General features: G+C 60.2%; 14 protein-coding genes. 1 reads left to right on the top strand and 13 read right to left on the bottom strand.

Annotation, left to right across the window (positions count from 1 at the left end; all coding sequences use genetic code 11):
- Positions 1-93: 93 nt before the first annotated feature.
- Together AC3WP4_RS19500 and AC3WP4_RS19495 are read right to left on the bottom strand one after the other, a co-directional pair.
- Positions 94-351 carry a DUF6124 family protein gene (locus tag AC3WP4_RS19500; RefSeq protein ID WP_102615672.1) on the bottom strand — a complete coding sequence of 86 codons (258 nt, stop codon included), beginning with the start codon at positions 349-351 and terminating at the stop codon, positions 94-96.
- A gap of 515 nt (positions 352-866) precedes the next feature.
- On the bottom strand, positions 867-1,769 hold the full coding sequence (locus AC3WP4_RS19495) for a LysR family transcriptional regulator (protein ID WP_102615673.1): 903 nt from the start codon (positions 1,767-1,769) through the stop codon (positions 867-869).
- Positions 1,770-1,935: 166 nt separating this feature from the next.
- On the opposite strand from AC3WP4_RS19495, the gene AC3WP4_RS19490 reads away from it, so the two are divergent.
- The gene (locus tag AC3WP4_RS19490) at positions 1,936-3,162 is read left to right on the top strand and encodes an MFS transporter (protein ID WP_492575776.1); all 1,227 of its coding nucleotides are present in this window, start codon (positions 1,936-1,938) and stop codon (positions 3,160-3,162) included.
- 142 nt (positions 3,163-3,304) lie between these two features.
- Here AC3WP4_RS19490 and hemE read toward each other — a convergent pair whose 3' ends face one another.
- The 11 genes from hemE to AC3WP4_RS19435 all read right to left on the bottom strand — a co-directional run bounded on the left by hemE (position 3,305) and on the right by AC3WP4_RS19435 (position 19,135).
- On the bottom strand, positions 3,305-4,372 hold the full coding sequence (hemE, locus tag AC3WP4_RS19485; RefSeq protein ID WP_008149581.1) for a uroporphyrinogen decarboxylase: 1,068 nt from the start codon (positions 4,370-4,372) through the stop codon (positions 3,305-3,307).
- A 252-nt stretch (positions 4,373-4,624) separates the two neighbouring features.
- On the bottom strand, positions 4,625-6,043 hold the full coding sequence (locus tag AC3WP4_RS19480) for an FAD-dependent oxidoreductase (RefSeq protein ID WP_008149580.1): 1,419 nt from the start codon (positions 6,041-6,043) through the stop codon (positions 4,625-4,627).
- A 33-nt stretch (positions 6,044-6,076) separates the two neighbouring features.
- Positions 6,077-10,522 (bottom strand): glutamate synthase large subunit, encoded by a 4,446-nt coding sequence (gltB, locus tag AC3WP4_RS19475; protein WP_102615675.1) that lies wholly within the window; start codon positions 10,520-10,522, stop codon positions 6,077-6,079.
- A 350-nt stretch (positions 10,523-10,872) separates the two neighbouring features.
- Positions 10,873-12,471 (bottom strand): AAA family ATPase, encoded by a 1,599-nt coding sequence (locus tag AC3WP4_RS19470; RefSeq protein WP_102615676.1) that lies wholly within the window; start codon positions 12,469-12,471, stop codon positions 10,873-10,875.
- Between the two features lie 10 nt (positions 12,472-12,481).
- The gene (gene aroB / locus AC3WP4_RS19465) at positions 12,482-13,582 is read right to left on the bottom strand and encodes a 3-dehydroquinate synthase (protein ID WP_102615677.1); all 1,101 of its coding nucleotides are present in this window, start codon (positions 13,580-13,582) and stop codon (positions 12,482-12,484) included.
- A gap of 151 nt (positions 13,583-13,733) precedes the next feature.
- On the bottom strand, positions 13,734-14,252 hold the full coding sequence (aroK, locus tag AC3WP4_RS19460) for a shikimate kinase AroK (protein ID WP_010464421.1): 519 nt from the start codon (positions 14,250-14,252) through the stop codon (positions 13,734-13,736).
- A 4-nt stretch (positions 14,253-14,256) separates the two neighbouring features.
- Positions 14,257-16,347, bottom strand: a complete 2,091-nt coding sequence (locus AC3WP4_RS19455) for a type IV pilus secretin PilQ (protein ID WP_102615678.1) — start codon at positions 16,345-16,347, stop codon at positions 14,257-14,259.
- 13 nt (positions 16,348-16,360) lie between these two features.
- A complete protein-coding gene (locus AC3WP4_RS19450; RefSeq protein WP_074872908.1) occupies positions 16,361-16,888 on the bottom strand; it encodes a pilus assembly protein PilP in 528 nt (175 codons plus the stop codon).
- Positions 16,885-17,508 (bottom strand): type 4a pilus biogenesis protein PilO, encoded by a 624-nt coding sequence (gene pilO / locus AC3WP4_RS19445; protein ID WP_074872905.1) that lies wholly within the window; start codon positions 17,506-17,508, stop codon positions 16,885-16,887. The genes AC3WP4_RS19450 and pilO overlap by 4 nt, the downstream gene beginning before the upstream one ends.
- Complete coding sequence (locus AC3WP4_RS19440; protein ID WP_074872902.1) at positions 17,505-18,071, bottom strand: PilN domain-containing protein; 567 nt, start codon at positions 18,069-18,071, stop codon at positions 17,505-17,507. Before AC3WP4_RS19440 ends, pilO begins: the two co-directional genes overlap by 4 nt.
- Positions 18,071-19,135 (bottom strand): pilus assembly protein PilM, encoded by a 1,065-nt coding sequence (locus AC3WP4_RS19435; protein WP_102615679.1) that lies wholly within the window; start codon positions 19,133-19,135, stop codon positions 18,071-18,073. The genes AC3WP4_RS19440 and AC3WP4_RS19435 overlap by 1 nt, the downstream gene beginning before the upstream one ends.
- Positions 19,136-19,170 lie beyond the last annotated feature (35 nt).

Raw genomic sequence — 19,170 nt, 5'->3', positions numbered from 1 at the left:
CCCTGTCTGGCTCTGCGATGGCTGGTTACCCAGGATCCTCAGAGTCTCACAAGCCCCTCTCGGGAAAGCAGGCAGTGTTAGCGCCCTGACGCACTAGGATGGATCGAGGTTATCCAGCACCCGATTCACCGCCAGCTCCCCCAGCATGATCGACTGCTGAATCCCCAGCAGTGTGTTGCTTTGCGACCCTTGCAGAGACCTCGCGAAATCGCTCGCCATGACGTTGGCTGATGCCAGGGATTCACAGGCGTATGCCAGCAGGGTGTGATTGTCGATATTGGGGGCGATGAGGAAGATTTTGCTTGGTGTGCGTGTTTCGGAATCCGGCGGGTTCGGAGTTGGCTTGAACATTGGGAAGGTCTTCCTGTTAGTAGTGCCGCAACCTGTCTCGCTACTAAACGGAAGGGTGGCAGCTGCGCGCAAGTTAGTAGACCGGACACCGACCCAAATCCGGCGCACCCAAGGGCGCCATGCGCACAGCTACCATCAAGTGCAGACGTATGCCTGACTGAACGACACTTGTGCATTCGTTTGGGAGGGAAAACCGGGCTACTAAACCCGATCACTGGAAATCAGTGATGCGAACGAAATTACCGATAGCCCCCAAAGCGCACAAGCCGGCGGATTCTGGAGTAGTTGTAGGCAATGCCGCAAGGCGCTGTGGCCTGTTCAAGGTTGTTCGGAAATGTCTTACACCCTTAAGCGAAGCGTCCGATATGGCATCGGTAACTGCTCCTTTTTTGGTGAACTCGCGGACGCTTTCGCGGGCAAGCCCGCTCCCACAAAGTCCAGCAGCGTGCCGAAACAGGTGTTCACACCGCTGAACCCTGTGGGAGCGGGCTTGCCCGCGATTGACTGCGAAGCAGTCACGTCTTCAACGGCTCAACCTTACGCGTCAACAACTCCACAAACGCCTTGGCCATCGGCGACTTCTGATCCTTGCGCTGTACCAGCCACACGGCCGAAACCGCCTCAGGATCGAGCAACGGCCGATAGACCACCCCATCGATGCGCATCCGCTGATAAGACGCCGGCAGCACCGAAACACCCAACCCCGCCGCCACCAGACCAATGATCGTCATCGCTTCGCCCGCCTCTTGGGCAAAGTGCGGGCTGAAACCGGCATCCCGAGCCAGGCTGAGCAATTGTGCGTACAAACCACTGCCATAACTGCGTGGGAAAAATACGAAAGGCTCGAGGGCCAGGGCCGACAGAAACAAGCCCTCTTCGCTGTCGTTCACCAATGGATGCTTGGAGCTGAGCACCGCCACCAGTGGCTCACGCATCAGTTCCACCACGCTGAGCGAGTCCGGTAACCCAAGCGGTCGCATGATTCCTACTTCGATCGACTCCTCCACCAACGCATCGGCGACCTGGGTGCTGCTCATCTCCCGCAGGTTCAGGTGCACCGCCGGGAATCGCTGACGAAATGAAAAGATCGCCTGTGGAATAGTCGAGTTGAATGGCGCCGACGAGGTGAAGCCAATTTTCAGTTCGCCCAGCTCACCCAACTGCGCCCGCCGTGCAACATCCGCCGCTTTGTCGACCTGCGCCAGCACCAGCCGCGCCTCTTCCAGAAACAACCGGCCGGCTTCACTGAGCTCCACCCGACGATTGGTGCGCTCGAACAACCGTGCTCCCACTTCTTGTTCCAGCGCCTGAATCTGCTGACTCAGCGGTGGTTGCGAAATGCCCAGCACCTGGGCGGCGCGGCCGAAGTGCAGCTCTTCGGCGACGGCGATGAAGTAGCGCAGGTGACGCAATTCCATGAAAACTCCATTAGGTCGCTAAACCTATCAAACAGGTCGAACAATATATTGGATTGAATCATTAGGCGGCTATATGCTTTTTTCATTGCCTGACCGGCTGCTTGTCCCGAGGTCTGAAGTGAAAACTGCTGTCGCCCCACTCGCTCATGAAGTTCCGCCCGCCGCGGTGGACGATGTTATCGCCGAATTAAAGGAGATCTACATCGAAAAAGGCACGCCAATGTTCATGCGCACTGTGCTGGCGCTGTTCTGTGGCGGCTTCGCGACCTTCGCCCTGCTTTACTGCGTGCAGCCGATGATGCCGCTGCTGTCCCATGAGTACGCCATCAACGCCGCTCAGAGCAGCCTGATCCTGTCGGTCGCCACCGGCATGCTCGCCATCGGCCTGCTGATCACCGGCCCGATCTCCGATCGTATCGGACGCAAACCGGTGATGGTCGCCGCGCTGTTCGCCGCCGCGCTCTGCACCATCGCCAGTTCAGTAATGCCGAGCTGGCACGGCGTGCTGGTGATGCGGGCGCTGATTGGGTTGTCGTTGAGCGGCCTGGCAGCGGTTGCCATGACTTACTTGAGTGAAGAGATCCACCCGCAGCACATCGGCCTGGCCATGGGTTTGTACATCGCCGGCAACGCGATTGGCGGGATGTGCGGACGCTTGATCACTGGCGTGTTGATCGACTTTGTCAGCTGGCACACGGCGATGCTGGTAATCGGCGGCCTGGCCCTGATCGCGGCGGCGGTGTTCTGGAAAATCCTTCCCGAGTCGCGCAACTTCCGCGCCCGCTCTTTGCACCCGCGCAGCCTGATTGACGGGTTCACTCTGCACTTTCGTGACGCCGGCCTGCCGCTGCTATTCCTTGAAGCCTTCGTGCTGATGGGCGCGTTCGTCACCCTCTTCAACTACATCGGCTATCGCCTGCTGGCCGAGCCGTACCACATGGACCAGGCCTTCGTCGGGCTGCTCTCGGTGGTGTATCTGTCGGGTATCTACAGCTCAGCGAAAATCGGCTCGTTGGCCGACCAGCTCGGCCGTCGCAAAGTGCTGTGGGCGACCATCGTGCTGATGATCGCAGGCCTCGCCCTGACCATGCTCACGCCGCTGCCGGTGGTGATCATTGGTATGTTGATCTTCACTTTCGGCTTCTTCGGCGCCCATTCGGTGGCGAGTAGCTGGATTGGCCGTCGGGCGATCAAGGCCAAAGGGCAAGCATCGTCGCTTTACCTGTTCAGCTATTACGCCGGGTCGAGCATTGCCGGGACGGCGGGCGGGGTGTTCTGGCACATGGGCGGATGGAACGGGATCGGGTTGTTCATCGGCGGGTTGCTGGTGATTGCGCTGCTGGTGGCGCTGAAACTGGCGAAGTTGCCGCCGCTCGGCGGAGTGAAAGCCTGAATTTGCCTCATACAAAACAACTGTGGGAGCGAGCCTGCTCGCGATGAGGTCATAACATTCAACATCTAAGTTGGATGTTAGACCGCCATCGCGAGCAGGCTCACTCCCACAGAAAAGCAGGGTGCTTGTTAACCCGCGACGATCACTCGTGATACTGCGCAGACAGTTCATGCACCGCGCGCAGGAAGGCGCCGGCGTGTTCCGGGTCGACTTCGGGCGTGATGCCATGACCAAGGTTGAACACGTGGCCGCTGCCCTTGCCGTAGCTGGCGAGGATGCGGCCGACTTCGGTGCGAATGGCTTCTGGCTTGGCGTACAGCACGGTCGGGTCCATGTTGCCTTGCAGGGCGACTTTGCTGCCGACGCGATCACGGGCGCTGCCAATGTCACAGGTCCAGTCCAGGCCGAGCGCATCAGCGCCAGCGTCAGCAATGCTTTCGAGCCACAGGCCGCCGTTCTTGGTGAACAGGATGACCGGCACTTTGCGGCCTTCGTGTTCACGGATCAGGCCGCTGACGATTTTGCGCATGTAGGCCAGGGAGAATTCCTGGTACGCCGCCGCCGAAAGGCTGCCACCCCAACTGTCGAAGATCTGCACCGCTTGCGCCCCGGCCATGATCTGGCCGTTGAGGTAGCTGGTGACCGTCTGCGCGAGCTTGTCCAGCAACAGGTGCAAGGCTTGCGGGTTGTCGTAGAGCATGGTTTTGGTCTTGCGGTAGTCTTTCGACGAGCCGCCTTCGACCATGTAGGTGGCCAGGGTCCATGGGCTGCCGGCGAAGCCGATCAGCGGCACGCGGCCGTTCAGTTCGCGGCGGATGGTGCTGACCGCGTCCATGACGTAGCCGAGGTCTTTGTGCGGATCAGGAATCGGCAGCGCTTCGATGTCCGCCATCGTGCTGATGACTTTCTTGAAGCGCGGACCTTCACCGGTTTCGAAGTACAGGCCTTGGCCCATGGCATCGGGAATGGTCAGGATGTCGGAGAACAGGATCGCCGCGTCCAGTTGTGGGTAGCGGTCGAGCGGCTGCATCGTGACTTCGCAAGCGAACTCCGGGTTCATGCACAGGCTCATGAAGTCGCCGGCCTTGGCACGGCTGGCGCGGTATTCCGGCAGGTAGCGACCGGCCTGACGCATCATCCACACGGGGGTGACGTCTACGGGTTGCTTGAGCAGGGCGCGAAGGAAACGGTCGTTCTTCAGGGCAGTCATGTCGGCATCCGGAAAAAAAGTGCGGGCATTTTCTCAGAGCGCGACGCAAAAGGCACGGTTGCAGGTCAGCCTTTTGTCTATCGGGTCAATTTGTCGCGGTGGAACACTGTCTTCGCAACACCATAAAACGACTGTGGGAGTGAGCCTGCTCGCGATAGCGGAGTGTCAGTCAGTACATCTGGTGACTGATTCACCGCTATCGCGAGCAGGCTCGCTCCCACAGGGTTACTGCATTTCAGTTCAGGATCGGGGTTAAACGCCCAGATAATCCAGGATCCCTTCGGCGGCATTGCGGCCTTCGAAGATCGCCGTCACCACCAGGTCAGAACCGCGAACCATATCACCACCGGCGAAGATTTTCGGGTTGCTGGTCTGATGCTTGTACTGACCTTGCTCCGGGGCCACGACGCGGCCCTGGCTGTCGGTCTGGATGCTGTGCTGTTCGAACCACGACGCCGGGCTTGGACGGAAACCGAACGCAATGACCACGGCATCAGCCGGGATGATCTCTTCGGAACCCGGGATCGGCTCGGGGCTGCGACGGCCACGGGCGTCCGGTTCGCCGAGACGGGTCTCGACCACCTTCACGCCTTCGACACGGTCTTCACCGACGATCGCGATCGGCTGGCGGTTGTAGAGGAATTTCACGCCTTCTTCCTTGGCGTTCTTCACCTCTTTGCGCGAGCCCGGCATGTTCGCTTCGTCGCGACGATAAGCGCAGGTCACCGACTTGGCGCCCTGGCGAATCGACGTACGGTTGCAGTCCATCGCCGTGTCGCCGCCACCCAGTACCACCACCTTCTTGCCTTTCATGTCGACGAAATCTTCCGGCGACTTTTCAAAGCCCAGGTTGCGGTTGACGTTGGCGATCAGGAAATCCAGCGCGTCATGCACGCCCGGCAAATCCTCACCGGCAAAGCCACCCTTCATGTAGGTGTAGGTACCCATGCCCATGAACACGGCATCGTATTCTTCGAGCAGTTGCTCGACGGTCACGTCCTTGCCCACTTCGGTGTTCAGGCGGAACTCGATGCCCATGCCGGTGAAGACTTCGCGACGATTGCTCAGCACGGTCTTTTCCAGCTTGAACTCGGGGATGCCGAAGGTCAGCAAGCCGCCGATTTCCGGGTTCTTGTCGAACACCACCGGGGTCACGCCGCCGCGCACCAGCACGTCGGCACAGCCCAGGCCTGCCGGGCCTGCGCCGATCACCGCAACACGCTTGCCGGTCGGTATGACCTTGGACATGTCCGGGCGCCAGCCCATGGCGAACGCGGTGTCGGTGATGTACTTCTCGACCGAACCGATGGTCACCGCGCCGAAACCGTCGTTGAGGGTGCAGGCACCCTCGCACAGACGATCCTGCGGACACACCCGGCCACAGACTTCCGGCAGGGTGTTGGTCTGGTGCGACAGCTCGGCGGCCTGGAGGATGTTGCCCTCGGCCACCAGCTTCAGCCAGTTCGGAATGAAGTTGTGCACCGGGCACTTCCATTCGCAATACGGGTTACCGCAACCCAGGCAGCGGTGGGCCTGATCGGCCGAATGCTGGGGTTTGAAGGGTTCGTAGATCTCCACGAACTCTTTCTTGCGTTGACGCAACAGTTTCTTCTTCGGATCCTTGCGCCCGACATCGATGAACTGGAAGTCGTTATTCAGACGTTCAGCCATTGTTAAAACCTCATCAAACTCTTCAGGCGCATATCACTGCGGGTTGGCACGGGTGCTGGAAAGCAACGATTTCAGGTTGGCAGCCTTGGGCTTGACCAGCCAGAAACGACGCAGATAGTCATCGAGGTTTTCAGCGAGGTTACGACCCCACTCGCTGTCGGTTTCCTCGACGTATTCGTTCAGCACGCGTTGCAGGTGGCTGCGATAGGCTTCCATCGCCTCACCGCTGATCCGCTGGATTTCCACCAGTTCGTGGTTGACCCGGTCAACGAAGGAGTTGTCCTGGTCGAGCACGTAGGCGAAACCGCCGGTCATGCCTGAGCCGAAGTTGTAACCGGTCTTGCCCAATACGCAGACGAAACCACCGGTCATGTACTCGCAGCAGTGATCGCCCGTGCCTTCCACAACCGTGTGAGCACCGGAGTTACGCACCGCGAAACGCTCGCCTGCGGTACCGGCGGCGAACAGCTTGCCGCCAGTGGCGCCGTACAGGCAGGTGTTGCCAATGATGGCACTGTCCTGAGTCTTGTAGACGCTGCCCTTGGGCGGGACGATAACTAGCTTGCCGCCAGTCATGCCTTTGCCGACGTAGTCGTTGGCGTCGCCTTCCAGGTACATGTTCAGGCCGCCAGCGTTCCACACACCGAAGCTCTGACCGGCCGTCCCTTTGAAGCGGAAGGTGATCGGCGCATTCGCCATGCCTTGGTTACCATGCTTGCGAGCGATTTCACCGGAGATCCGCGCGCCGATCGAACGGTCGCAGTTGCAGATATCCAGCGCGAAATCAGCGCCGCTCATGTCGTTGATGGCCGAGGTGGCCAGATCGACCATTTTCTCGGCCAGCAGGCCTTTGTCGAACGGGGGGTTGCGGTCGACCTGGCAGAACTGAGGCTTGTCCGCCGGGATGTGATCGCTGCCCAGCAACGGCGTCAGGTCCAGGTGTTGCTGCTTGGCGGTCTGGCCTTCGAGGATGTCCAGCAGATCGGTACGACCGATCAACTCTTCGAGGGAGCGCACGCCCAGCTTGGCCAGCCACTCACGGGTTTCTTCGGCGACGTAGGTGAAGAAATTCACCACCATGTCGACGGTCCCGATGTAGTGATCCTTGCGCAGCTTCTCGTTCTGAGTCGCGACGCCGGTGGCGCAGTTGTTCAGGTGACAGATGCGCAGGTATTTGCAGCCAAGGGCGATCATTGGCGCGGTGCCGAAGCCGAAGCTTTCAGCGCCGAGGATCGCTGCCTTGATCACGTCGAGGCCGGTTTTCAGGCCACCGTCGGTTTGTACCCGCACTTTGCCGCGCAGATCGTTGCCGCGCAGGGTCTGGTGGGTTTCGGCCAGGCCGAGTTCCCACGGGGCGCCCGCGTATTTGATCGAGGTCAGCGGCGATGCACCGGTACCGCCGTCGTAGCCGGAAATGGTGATCAAGTCCGCGTAGGCCTTGGCCACACCGGCAGCGATGGTGCCGACGCCCGCTTCTGCAACCAGCTTCACCGAGACCAGCGCCTTCGGGTTGACTTGTTTCAGGTCGAAAATCAGCTGCGACAAGTCTTCGATCGAGTAGATGTCGTGGTGCGGTGGAGGCGAGATCAGGGTCACGCCCGGCACTGCGTACCGCAGCTTGGCGATCAGACCGTTGACCTTGCCGCCGGGCAGCTGACCACCTTCGCCGGGCTTGGCGCCCTGAGCGACTTTGATCTGCAGCACTTCAGCGTTGACCAGGTATTCCGGGGTCACACCGAAACGGCCAGTCGCGACCTGCTTGATTTTCGAGCTCTTGATGGTGCCGTAGCGCGCCGGGTCTTCGCCGCCTTCGCCGGAGTTGGAACGCGCACCGAGGCGGTTCATCGCTTCGGCGAGGGCTTCGTGAGCTTCCGGCGACAAGGCGCCGAGGGAGATGCCCGCGGAGTCAAAGCGCTTGAGCACCGACTCCAGCGGTTCGATCTCGCTGATGTCCAGCGGCGTGTCCAGGGTTTTGACCTTGAACATGTCACGGATCATCGACACCGGACGGTTGTCCACCAGCGCCGTGTATTCCTTGAACTTGCTGTAGTCGCCCTGCTGCACAGCGGCTTGCAGGGTGTTGACCACGTCCGGGTTGTACGCGTGATATTCGCCACCGTGGACGAACTTCAGCAAACCGCCCTGCTGGATCGGCTTGCGCGGGCTCCAGGCTTCGGCCGCCAGGGCTTTCTGCTCGGCTTCGATGTCGACGAAACGCGCACCTTTGATGCGGCTTGGCACGCCACGGAAGCTCAGCTCGCAGACTTCTTCGGACAGGCCGATGGCCTCGAACAGCTGCGCACCGCGGTACGAAGTGATGGTTGAGATACCCATCTTCGACAGGATCTTCAACAGGCCTTTGGTGATGCCTTTGCGGTAGTTCTTGAACACCTCATAGAGGTCGCCCAGCACTTCACCGGTACGGATCAGGTCGCCCAGCACTTCATAGGCCAGGAACGGATAGACCGCCGAGGCGCCGAAACCGATCAACACGGCAAAGTGGTGCGGATCGCGAGCCGTCGCGGTTTCCACGAGGATGTTGGAGTCGCAACGCAGGCCTTTTTCGGTCAGGCGATGGTGCACCGCCCCGGTGGCCAGGGAGGCGTGGATCGGCAACTTGCCCGGGGCAATGTGACGGTCACTCAGCACGACCTGGGTACGACCGGAGCGCACGGCTTCTTCAGCCTGATCAGCCACGTTGCGGATCGCCGCTTCGAGGCCGACGCTTTCGTCGTAATTGAGGTCGATGATCGTGCGCTCGAAGCCCGGACGATCGAGGTTCATCAGCGAGCGCCACTTGGCCGGGGAAATGACCGGCGAGCTGAGGATCACGCGCGAGGCGTGTTCCGGCGACTCCTGGAAGATATTGCGCTCGGCACCGAGGCAGATCTCCAGCGACATGACGATGGCTTCACGCAGCGGGTCGATCGGCGGGTTGGTGACCTGCGCGAATTGCTGGCGGAAATAGTCGTACGGCGTGCGCACGCGCTGGGACAGCACGGCCATCGGCGTATCGTCGCCCATCGAGCCGACGGCTTCGTAGCCTTGCTCGCCGAGCGGACGCAGCACCTGATCACGTTCTTCGAAAGTGACCTGGTACATCTTCATGTACTGCTTGAGCTGGTCAACGTCGTAGAACGCCGAACCGTGGTCGTTATCTTCCATGGTCGCCTGGATGCGCAGGGCATTCTTGCGCAGCCATTGCTTGTACGGATGACGGGACTTCAAGCGGTTGTCGATGGCGTCGGTGTCGAGGATCTGGCCGGTTTCGGTGTCCACGGCAAAGATCTGACCCGGGCCAACGCGGCCCTTGGCGAGCACGTCTTCAGGCTGGTAGTTCCAGACACCGATTTCCGAGGCCAGGGTGATGAAACCGTTCTTGGTGGTGACCCAACGCGCCGGACGCAGACCGTTACGGTCGAGCAGGCACACCGCGTAGCGACCGTCGGTCATGACCACGCCGGCCGGACCGTCCCACGGCTCCATGTGCATCGAGTTGTATTCGTAGAACGCACGCAGGTCCGGGTCCATGGTTTCGACGTTCTGCCACGCAGGCGGAATGATCATCCGCACGCCACGGAACAGGTCGATGCCACCGGTCACCATCAACTCGAGCATGTTGTCCATGCTGGAGGAGTCGGAACCGACACGGTTGACCAGCGGGCCGAGCTCTTCCAGGTCCATCTGGTCATTGGTGAACTTGGTGCGACGGGCCACGGCCCAGTTGCGGTTACCGGTGATGGTGTTGATCTCGCCGTTGTGCGCGAGGAAGCGGAACGGCTGGGCCAGCGGCCATTTCGGCAGGGTGTTGGTCGAGAAGCGCTGGTGGAACACGCAAATCGAGGTCTGCAGGCGCTGGTCGCTGAGGTCTGGATAGAAGGCGGTCAAATCCGCCGGCATCATCAGGCCTTTATAAATGATGGTCTTGTGCGAAAAGCTGCAGACGTAGTGATCGGCGTCGGCGGCGTTGGCCACGGACGAGCGACGACGGGAGGTGAACAGCTTGACGGCCATGTCCTGATCGCTCAGGCCATCACCGGCGATGAACACTTGTTCGATCTGCGGCAGGCGCTCAAGGGCCAGGCGACCGAGGACGCTGGTGTCGATCGGCACTTTGCGCCAGCCGACGAGGGTCAGGCCAGCAGCGAGGATCTCGCGGTTCATGTTCTCGCGAGCGGCTTCGGCTTTGACCGGGTCCTGGTTGAAGAAGACCATGCCCACTGCATATTGCTTGGGCAGTTCGACGCCGAAGGTTTCCTGGGCGATGGCTCGCAGGAACACGTCCGGCTTTTGAATCAGCAGACCGCAACCGTCACCGGTCTTGCCGTCGGCGTTGATCCCACCGCGGTGGGTCATGCAGGTCAGGGCCTCGATGGCCGTTTGCAAAAGGGTATGACTGGGCTCGCCCTGCATATGGGCTATCAGGCCGAAACCGCAGTTATCCTTGAATTCATCTGGTTGGTACAGACCTGCTTTCATAGACACTTTCTCACCAGGCTGCCTCTTGTCGAGGCAAATTTCTTTTCAATTCAACCACTTACCATCCGCGCCGAACGTACGCCAGCTTTGCGGGGGCAAAAGGGAGGTCATTGTACACACCGACACGGAGGCTCACAAATTTGACGACGAACTGTCGCAAATCTATGTCGCATTTGTGAAAGGTTTAAAGCGATATGCTGTGCTAGTCAAAACTTTTTTAATTTTGACCGCAACGACTCAAAGACTACTGTGACGCAGACACCACAAGGCACGCGGTCTGTAGAGACGGCATGCGCTTGTAGAAATTTTGAGGTGCTTGGAGAGGCGGCCTGGGTAAGGCCGCCGAATCTTCAGCGAGTTGTTGCCAGTTCCTGTTGGACGCTGGCGACAGTGCGAGGCCAAGGTTTACCAGCCTGAACCTTCGCTGGCAAGGCCTTGATAGCGGTAACGGCTGCATCGCGGTTGGCGAAGCTACCGTAGGTGATGACGTAAAGCGGCTTGCCGTTGAGGACTTTCTTGAAATAACGGTACTCGCCGCCCTGCTCCTTGACGAAGGATTGCGCGGCCGCTTCGGAACTGGTGCCGAGGATCTGCACCACGTAGTTACCCGGCGCTTGCGCTGAGTACCAGGTGCCGCCGGCAGCCTTGGCCACGGCGGCTGGTTTCTCGGCAGGCTTGGCGGCTGCGGCGGCTGGCTTGGCTGGCACTGGAGCGGGAGCCGGCTTCACGGCAGGCGCAACCGGGACTGGCTTGGCCGTCGCGACCTGAGTCGGCGCAGGCACAGGCTTGGCGGCAGGTGTCGGTGCCGGGCCAGGCTGGATGCCCGCAGGCGGCGCGGTGGTCGTCACGGTCGGCGGTGTAGCGCTCGAACCTTCGACCGGCACGCCGTCATCGCCTTCGGTGATGCCGCCGGCGGCTTCGGCCAGCGGACCGCGCATGACCGGTTGCGAGTTGCCGACCAGCGGCAATGGCATCGGCTGCGAGTTACCGGCGAATTCGACGGCAGGCGCGCCGCCGCTGTCAGGTTGTGGCGTGCCCTGGCCGAGCGGCAGTTGCGCCTGTTCATTGGCAGGCGCGCCGGTGGTCGGTGCTTTGCTGCGACCCGGCATCAACCAGGCGGCGGCTACCGCGACCACGACAACGGCGGATATCGCCAATACGTGTTTCTTCGGCATGTTGAACCCCATACTTGGACGCTTCACCGCTGAGCGGCTGGCAATCATGGCTTCGATCATTGCATCGCGGGCAACCTGGTTGATGGTGCCAGGCCAACCGTCGGAGCTTTCGTGAATATCAGAGATCTGATCTGCGGTGAAAAGTTCGATACCCCGGCCGGCGCCTTCGAGACGCTGTTCCAGATACTCGCGGGTTTCTTCTTCGGTGTAAGGCTGCAACTCGATGACGTGGAAACGCTCTTCCTCGAGGCTCAGCGCATCCAGTTGAGCAATCAGCGACGACTCGCCGAACAGGAACACATGCGGGCGACCTTCCGGTGCACCGGCAGCCAGGGCCAGCAAGGCTTCCAGCGCGGACTCGTCAAGCTGCTCGGCGTCATCCACCAGCAAATAGACTTCCTGCCCCGTCAACGCAAGTTGCACCACTTGGGCCAGAATCGCGCCGATCTCGGCCTGGGCGACATTCAGCGCCTGGGCCACCTGACGCAGCACGCCGGCCGCATCACCGGCGCCACGGGCGGAAACCACCACGCTCTGCACCGACTGTTTGTTGGTGCTGGCCACCAAGGCCTGACGCAACAGCGTCTTGCCACTGCCTTGCGGGCCCGTGACGACCAGCAACAACTGACTGTAGCGTGCCAGGTGATGCAGTTGCCCCAGCACCGGTTTGCGCTGGGCCGGGAAGAATTTGAAGCCAGGCACCCGTGGAGAAAAAGGGTCGTGACTCAACTGGTAATGGCCGAGGAAAGCCTCGTCGGCGTGCAAACTAGTCATCGGGATCTTATTAACCTTTAAGCTGAGCCAGAGCGCGGTAATCCGCTCCCAGCGTGGCCTGTAAAACCTCTTTCGGATAATCGTCGGTCACCACCGCTTCGCCCATGTGGCGCAGCAGCACCAGGCGCAAACGACCGTCGATCACTTTCTTGTCAATTGCCATGTGTTCGAGAAAATCGGCTTCAGTCATCTCTTCTGGCGGGATAACCGGCAGGCCGGCACGCTGGAACAGACGAATGCCGCGATCGCGTTCCTGTTCGCTGATCCAGCCCAGGCGCGTGGACATTTCCAAGGCCATTACGGTGCCAGCAGCGACCGCCTCACCATGTAGCCAGACACCATAGCCCATGTGGGTTTCGATGGCGTGGCCGAAGGTGTGACCCAGGTTGAGCGTGGCGCGAACACCGGTCTCCCGCTCGTCGGCACCGACCACCGCAGCCTTGGCCGCGCAAGAGCGCTCGATGGCGTAGGTCAGGGCGACCTGGTCCAGGGCGCGCAGGCGATCGACGTTTTCTTCGAGCCAGGTCAGAAACGGTTCGTCGCAGATCAGCCCGTATTTGATGACCTCGGCAAGCCCGGCGGAGAGTTCCCGGGCCGGCAGGGTATTGAGGGTCGCGGTATCGATCAGCACCACGTTCGGCTGATAGAAAGCGCCGACCATGTTCTTGCCCAACGGATGGTTGATCCCGGTCTTGCCGCCTACCGAGGAGTCGACTTGCGACAACAGTGTGGTCGGGATCTGGATGAAATCGACACCACGCTGATAGCAGGCGGCAGCAAAACCGGCCATGTCACCAATCACGCCACCACCGAGGGCGATGACCGTGGTACGGCGGTCGTGCCGCGCGGTCAGCAATCCGTCGAAAATCAGTTGCAGGGTTTCCCAGGTCTTGAACGCTTCACCGTCCGGCAATACCACGGAAACCACCGAGAACTGCGCGAGGCTGCGGGTCAGACGCTCGAGATAGAGCGGCGCAACGGTCTCGTTGGAGATGATCGCCACTTGCCGTCCACGGATATGCGGGGCCAGCAGTTCCGGCTGATCCAACAAACCTTCGCCAATATGAATCGGGTAGCTGCGCTCGCCTAGATCGACCTTGAGTGTCTGCATGTGTCCCCACAGTGAAGATGGAATCAGGCGTCCTGCCTTGAGTTAACGAATGTCCACGGCGTCTGCTGCTGTGACGCCGTTCGATAGCCATCTGCCACAACCTTGAGCGGCCACGACAGGACGCCGAGGATAGCGCATTTCGCGCTGCGCTTTAACGGGGAGGTAGCTGCTGCAAGCGTTCGAGAATATCGAGCACGACCATACGCGGCGGCCGCTCATCGGTTTCCACCACCAGATCGGCAATTTCCCGATAAAGCGGATCGCGGATCGCCAGCAGATCCCGAAGGGTCTTGGCCGGATCGGCAGTACGCAACAGGGGGCGATTGCGATCGCGGGACGTGCGGCCCACTTGCTGCTCGACAGACGCATGCAGATAGACCACTCGCCCCCCGGCGTGCAGCGCCCGGCGATTGGCCTCGCGCATCACCGCGCCGCCACCGGTCGCCAGCACCACGCCGTCGCACCCGCACAGCTCGGCAATCATCGCCTGCTCGCGGTCACGAAAGCCTGGTTCGCCTTCCTTATCGAAGATCCACGGGATATTGGCGCCCGTGCGCAATTCAATTTCCTTATCGGAATCTTTGAACGGCAGGCGCAGCTCTTTGGCCAGCAACCGGCCGATGGTGCTTTTTCCAGCCCCCATCGGTCCAACAAGAATCAAATTTCGCACAGAATCAACGACTCACAGCAATCGCCTGGTTATTCATGATACGCGGTGTGAGAAACACCAACAGCTCGGATTTTTTCTCCGAAACCACGTCACGCCGGAAAAGGCGGCCAAGATACGGCACATCGCCGAGAAATGGCACCTTATCTACAACCTTGCTCTGAGTATTTGAGAAAACCCCGCCAATGACGATGGTCTCGCCGTCGTTGACCAGGACCTTGGCATTGACCTCGTTTTTCTTGATCGGCGGCACATCCTGCACCTTGTTCAGGTAGTCCGGTTCGTCCTTGGTGACCTTGACCTCCATGATGATCCGGTTGTCCGGCGTGATTTGCGGCGTCACTTCCAGAGACAGCGAGGCCTCCTTGAACGACACCGACGTTGCGCCGCTGGAGCTGGCTTCCTGATAGGGAATCTCCGTGCCCTTGAGGATTTTCGCGGTTTCCTTGTCCGAGGTGACCACCTTGGGCTGCGAGACGATTTCGCCGTTGCCGGTCTTCTCCATGGCCGTCAGCTCGAGATCCAGCAACACATTGTCGGTGATGAAGGCGATCCCGAGCCCCGAGGTATTGCCGGCGGCACCCAGGTCGACGAATGGCGAGTTGGTGCTGGTGCTGCCAGGCGTACCGATGGTCGATGAAGCATTCGCCCCACTATTACTGACACCCGAGGTGTTCCAGTTGCCCTTGTTCTGGATTGATCCGCCCCAGCGCACGCCGAGGCTTTTGTCATAGTCGACGTTGGCTTCGACGATCCGTGCTTCGATCATCACCTGACGCACCGGGATATCCAGTTGCGCGACGATACGGCGCAGTTCGTCGAGGCGGTTCTGGGTCTGGTAGGCAATGATGTTGTTGGTCCGCTCATCCACGGTGATCGAGCCCCGCTCGTCGACTTTCGACTCGACACTGGTGACCGACTGGAACAGCTTGGCGATATCGGCAGCTTTGGCGTAGTTGACTTGCAACAATTCGCGACGCAGGGGCGCGAGGTCAGCAATCTGCTTCTGCGACTCCAGTTCCTGACGCTCGCGGGCGGCAATTTCATCGGCTGGCGCCACCAGCAAAACGTTACCGATCTTGCGTTTATCCAGGCCCTTGGTTTTCAACACCAGATCCAGCGCCTGATCCCACGGTACGTTCTGCAAGCGCAGGGTGATACCGCCCTGCACCGTGTCGCTGGCCACCAGATTGAGGTTGGTGAAATCGGCGATCAGTTGCAGCACCGAACGCACATCAATGTCCTGGAAATTCAGCGAAAGCTTTTCACCGGTGTAGGCGAAGCGTTCGGTGTTGCGTTTCTGCAAGTCATCGGCGGTCATCGGCCGGATGCTGACGGTCAGCTTGTTGTCGGTCTGGTAAGTCGAATAATCGAAGGCGCCGATGGGTTCAATGCTGATCGTGGCCCGATCGCCCGTGGCGCTGGCGTTGACGAACTGCACCGGGGTGGCGAAATCCTTGACGTCCAGACGAACACGTAACGGTTCAGGCAATCGGGTCCTGGGGAAATCGAGAATGATCTTGCCGTCGCGCTCCTGAATGTCCGGGGCAATGGAAGGGTCCGACAGATCGATGACCACATTGCCTTCGCCCTGGGTGCCGCGCTGGAAATCCACACCCCGGATGGCCTTGCCTGCCGGCGCATAGGCTTTCGCCGGGGCTGGCGTTGCAGTCGCTGCACGCGGCGTTTTGGGCGCCGGGCTGGAGGCCGTTTTGTTGGCGCCTTGCCCGACGACCACCAACAGCGTGTTGCCTTCGACCCGTGCGTTGTAAGGCGTCAACTGGGTCAGATTGATGATCAGCCGCGCACGGTCCTTGGCTTGCACCACCGTCGCGCTGCGGGCATTTCCGCCGCCCAGTTCACGATTTTTGCTTTTCAACTGACTGACGACACCAGGCAGATCCAGCGCAATCCGTGCCGGCGATTGCGTGGTGTAACCCTGAGGCGACGGTGGCGGCCCATCGAACGACAACTTCAACTCGACGCGGTCCCCCGGCAACGCCGCAACATCCAGCGCTTCAAGGTTGGCCGCTAGTACCATCGGCGACAGCAACGCTATCCATAGCGAAGTACCGAAGGTTGAGAAAATCCTGTTCATTATTCGAGTTCCACTATGAGTGTTCTTTCAAAGGGATGGTCCGCGGCCGCTCCAGCCAGGCGCCTTCGCCGTCGGGAACGATTTCGACCACATCGACCTGCGAACCACTGATGGCGACGATCCTCCCATCGTTACGCCCCAGGTAATCGCCGACTTTCAACCGATGCACCCCGCCCGCCCCGCGCAGCAGCGCGAAGGAACCGGTCGCATTGGCGATCGTTCCGACCATTTCAAACTGCTCGATGTTGAAACCTTCGAGGTACTGCTTGACCCGATTCGGATCAGGTTTGACGTTTCGCGAGCCGTGTTTCTGGCCGGCCAGATCGACTCTGATCTGTCGGGAAAACGGGCTTCGCAGGTTGGCGGCGCTGTAGGTGAATGTTGGGTAAGACCGAAATGTCGGCGTTGGTTCAATCTTGCCGGGCGCACGCAACCGCATTTCGTTCATGTAGGCATCCAGGTCGCTGAAATCATTGTCGCCGCCGCAACCGGCCAGGCCGGCGACCAACACAACCATCGACAAGCAACGAATCGGGCTCATTTTTGCAGCCCCTTGTCGTTGTAGCGGTAGGTCTTGGCGAGGATTCTCATGCGCAACTTCGAGCCACCTTCCGGGTTGGCCGGTGCAAGGTCAAAGTCATGCAGGGTGACAATCCGGGGCAGCCCGGCAACACCGCTGACGAAGGTGGCCAGGTCATGATAGGCGCCGGTGACGGTGATCTGGATCGGTAGCTCGATGTAGAACTGCTGCGTGTTCTCCGGCAGCAGTTTGATCTCTTCGAACTCCAGGCCACTGCCCAGGCCGGTGCGAGTAATGTCCTCCAGCAAGCCGGGCACTTCGGTGTCGCTGGGCAATTGCCGCAGAAGTACGCCAAAGGAGTTCTCCATTTCCTTCATCTGCTGCGTATACAGCTCCAGATTCGCCGCCATATGGGCCTTGTTGGCGAATTGCTCCTTGAGGGCCGACTCTTCCTCGCGCTTGAGTTCGAGGTGGCTCTGAAGGTCACTGATGGAAAAACTGTAGCCCAGCGAAAGCACCAGCATCATGAGCAGGATACCCGCCAGTGCTTTGATGGCTGGCGGCCAGGAACCCATGTTATTGGTGTCCAGGTCATTGATGTCGATCTTGCGCAAGCTTTCGAACCAGTCAGACAGCCTCATTTGCCGCCCTCCGCAGCGGCGGGCTGGGTCTGACGAACGGTCAGCTGAAAGACGTTGGCCTGATCCAGCTGACCGGCGGTCATCGCCTTGACTTCCGTGAGGCTGGGCGCATCGAACCAATCGGACGCATCCAGATTGCGCATCAGGTCCGAGACACGATTGTTGGACTCGGCCGCTCCGGTGATGGACAAGGATTTGCCGGCCATGTTCACCTCAGTGAAATACACGCCGTCGGGCAGCGTCCGCGCCAGCTGATCGAAAATACGTCCGCTGATCGGCCGGTTGCCTTGCAGGTCCTGGATGATGCGCATGCGCTCGACCAGTTGCTGGCGACGCGCCTTCAAATCGCTGATCTGTTTGATCCGCTCATCAACCACGGCAATCTGTTTGCCGATGTAATCGTTTCGAGCCACTTGCCGATCGATAGCGCCACTGATGGCCTGGTTCGCGATGAGCACAGCACCCACAGCCCCTACGATCACACCGACCAGCGCCAGCAGAAAGCGTTTGCGGCGCACTTCACGCAGTTCTTCGCGCCAGGGTAAAAGATTGATCCGTGCCATCAGTCGAAACTCCTGAGGGCCAGCCCGCAGGCGATCATCAGTGCCGGCGCATCGCTGGCCAGGGCACCGGCGTTGACCTTGCTGCTCAAGGCCATGTCGGAAAAGGGGTTGGCCACCTGCGTCGGCGTACCCAAACGTTGTTCGATCAAGCGGTCCAGCCCCGGAACCGATGCGGTACCGCCGGCCAATAGAATGTGATCGACCGAGCTGTACTGACCGGAGGCGAAGAAAAACTGCAACGAACGCGACACCTGTTGCACCAGCGCATCGCGAAACGGCTGTAACACCTCAATGACGTAATCGTCCGGCAAACCACCCTGTTTCTTCGCCAGCCCCGCCTGCTCGATGGTCAGGCCATAACGTCGCTGGATTTCTTCCGTGAGTTGACGACCGCCGAACAATTGCTCGCGGGTGTAGATGATCCGCCCCTGGTGCAGCACGCTCAGGGTGGTCATGGTGGCGCCGATATCGACCACCGCTACCGTGAAACGCTCCTGAGAGGCAGCCAGCTGTCTCGCCAGCAATCCGTAGGAACGCTCCAGCGCATAGGCCTCGACGTCAACCACACGAGCTGTCAGGCCGGCCAGGGCCAGGGCCGCTTCCCGGACCTCGACGTTTTCCTTGCGACAGGCCGCCAGCAGCACGTTGACCCGTTCGGGGTTGCGCGCAGAAACGCCCTGGACCTCAAAGTCGATGGCCACTTCGTCCAATGGATAAGGGATGTATTGATCGGCCTCGATCTTCAGCTGGTTTTCCATTTCGTCGTCGGAAAGACCGGCGTCCATCTCGATGGTCTTGGTAATCACCGCCGAACCGGCCACGGCCACGGCGACGTTCCTGAGGTTGGTCCTGGCCTTGAGCAACACGCGGGCGAGCGCCTGCCCTACGCCTTCGAGCTCGGCGATATTTTTCTCGACCACCGCATTAGTGGGTAAAGGTTCCACCGCATAGGCCTCGACCCGATAACGGTCGCCTTGGCGGCTTAGCTCCAGAAGCTTGACCGACGTGGAGCTGATGTCGATCCCCAGAAGCGTATTGGCTTTCTTATTGAAGAGTCCTAGCACTACCAATTCCCTATGACTATCCGTGTCTTACGGAC

The sequence above is a fragment of the Pseudomonas sp. FW305-20 genome (assembly GCF_058788075.1).
This window is presented reverse-complemented; position numbering and strand designations above follow the sequence as displayed.

Bases quoted from the DNA above. Each gene is read 5' to 3' on its own strand.
- AC3WP4_RS19500 (WP_102615672.1), bottom strand. From the start codon at position 351: ATGTTCAAGCCAACTCCGAACCCGCCGGATTCCGAAACACGCACACCA.
- AC3WP4_RS19495 (WP_102615673.1), bottom strand. From the start codon at position 1,769: ATGGAATTGCGTCACCTGCGCTACTTCATCGCCGTCGCCGAAGAGCTG.
- hemE (WP_008149581.1), bottom strand. From the start codon at position 4,372: ATGACTGCCCTGAAGAACGACCGTTTCCTTCGCGCCCTGCTCAAGCAA.
- AC3WP4_RS19480 (WP_008149580.1), bottom strand. From the start codon at position 6,043: ATGGCTGAACGTCTGAATAACGACTTCCAGTTCATCGATGTCGGGCGC.
- gltB (WP_102615675.1), bottom strand. From the start codon at position 10,522: ATGAAAGCAGGTCTGTACCAACCAGATGAATTCAAGGATAACTGCGGT.
- AC3WP4_RS19470 (WP_102615676.1), bottom strand. From the start codon at position 12,471: ATGACTAGTTTGCACGCCGACGAGGCTTTCCTCGGCCATTACCAGTTG.
- aroB (WP_102615677.1), bottom strand. From the start codon at position 13,582: ATGCAGACACTCAAGGTCGATCTAGGCGAGCGCAGCTACCCGATTCAT.
- AC3WP4_RS19455 (WP_102615678.1), bottom strand. From the start codon at position 16,347: ATGAACAGGATTTTCTCAACCTTCGGTACTTCGCTATGGATAGCGTTG.
- AC3WP4_RS19450 (WP_074872908.1), bottom strand. From the start codon at position 16,888: ATGAGCCCGATTCGTTGCTTGTCGATGGTTGTGTTGGTCGCCGGCCTG.
- pilO (WP_074872905.1), bottom strand. From the start codon at position 17,508: ATGAGGCTGTCTGACTGGTTCGAAAGCTTGCGCAAGATCGACATCAAT.
- AC3WP4_RS19440 (WP_074872902.1), bottom strand. From the start codon at position 18,071: ATGGCACGGATCAATCTTTTACCCTGGCGCGAAGAACTGCGTGAAGTG.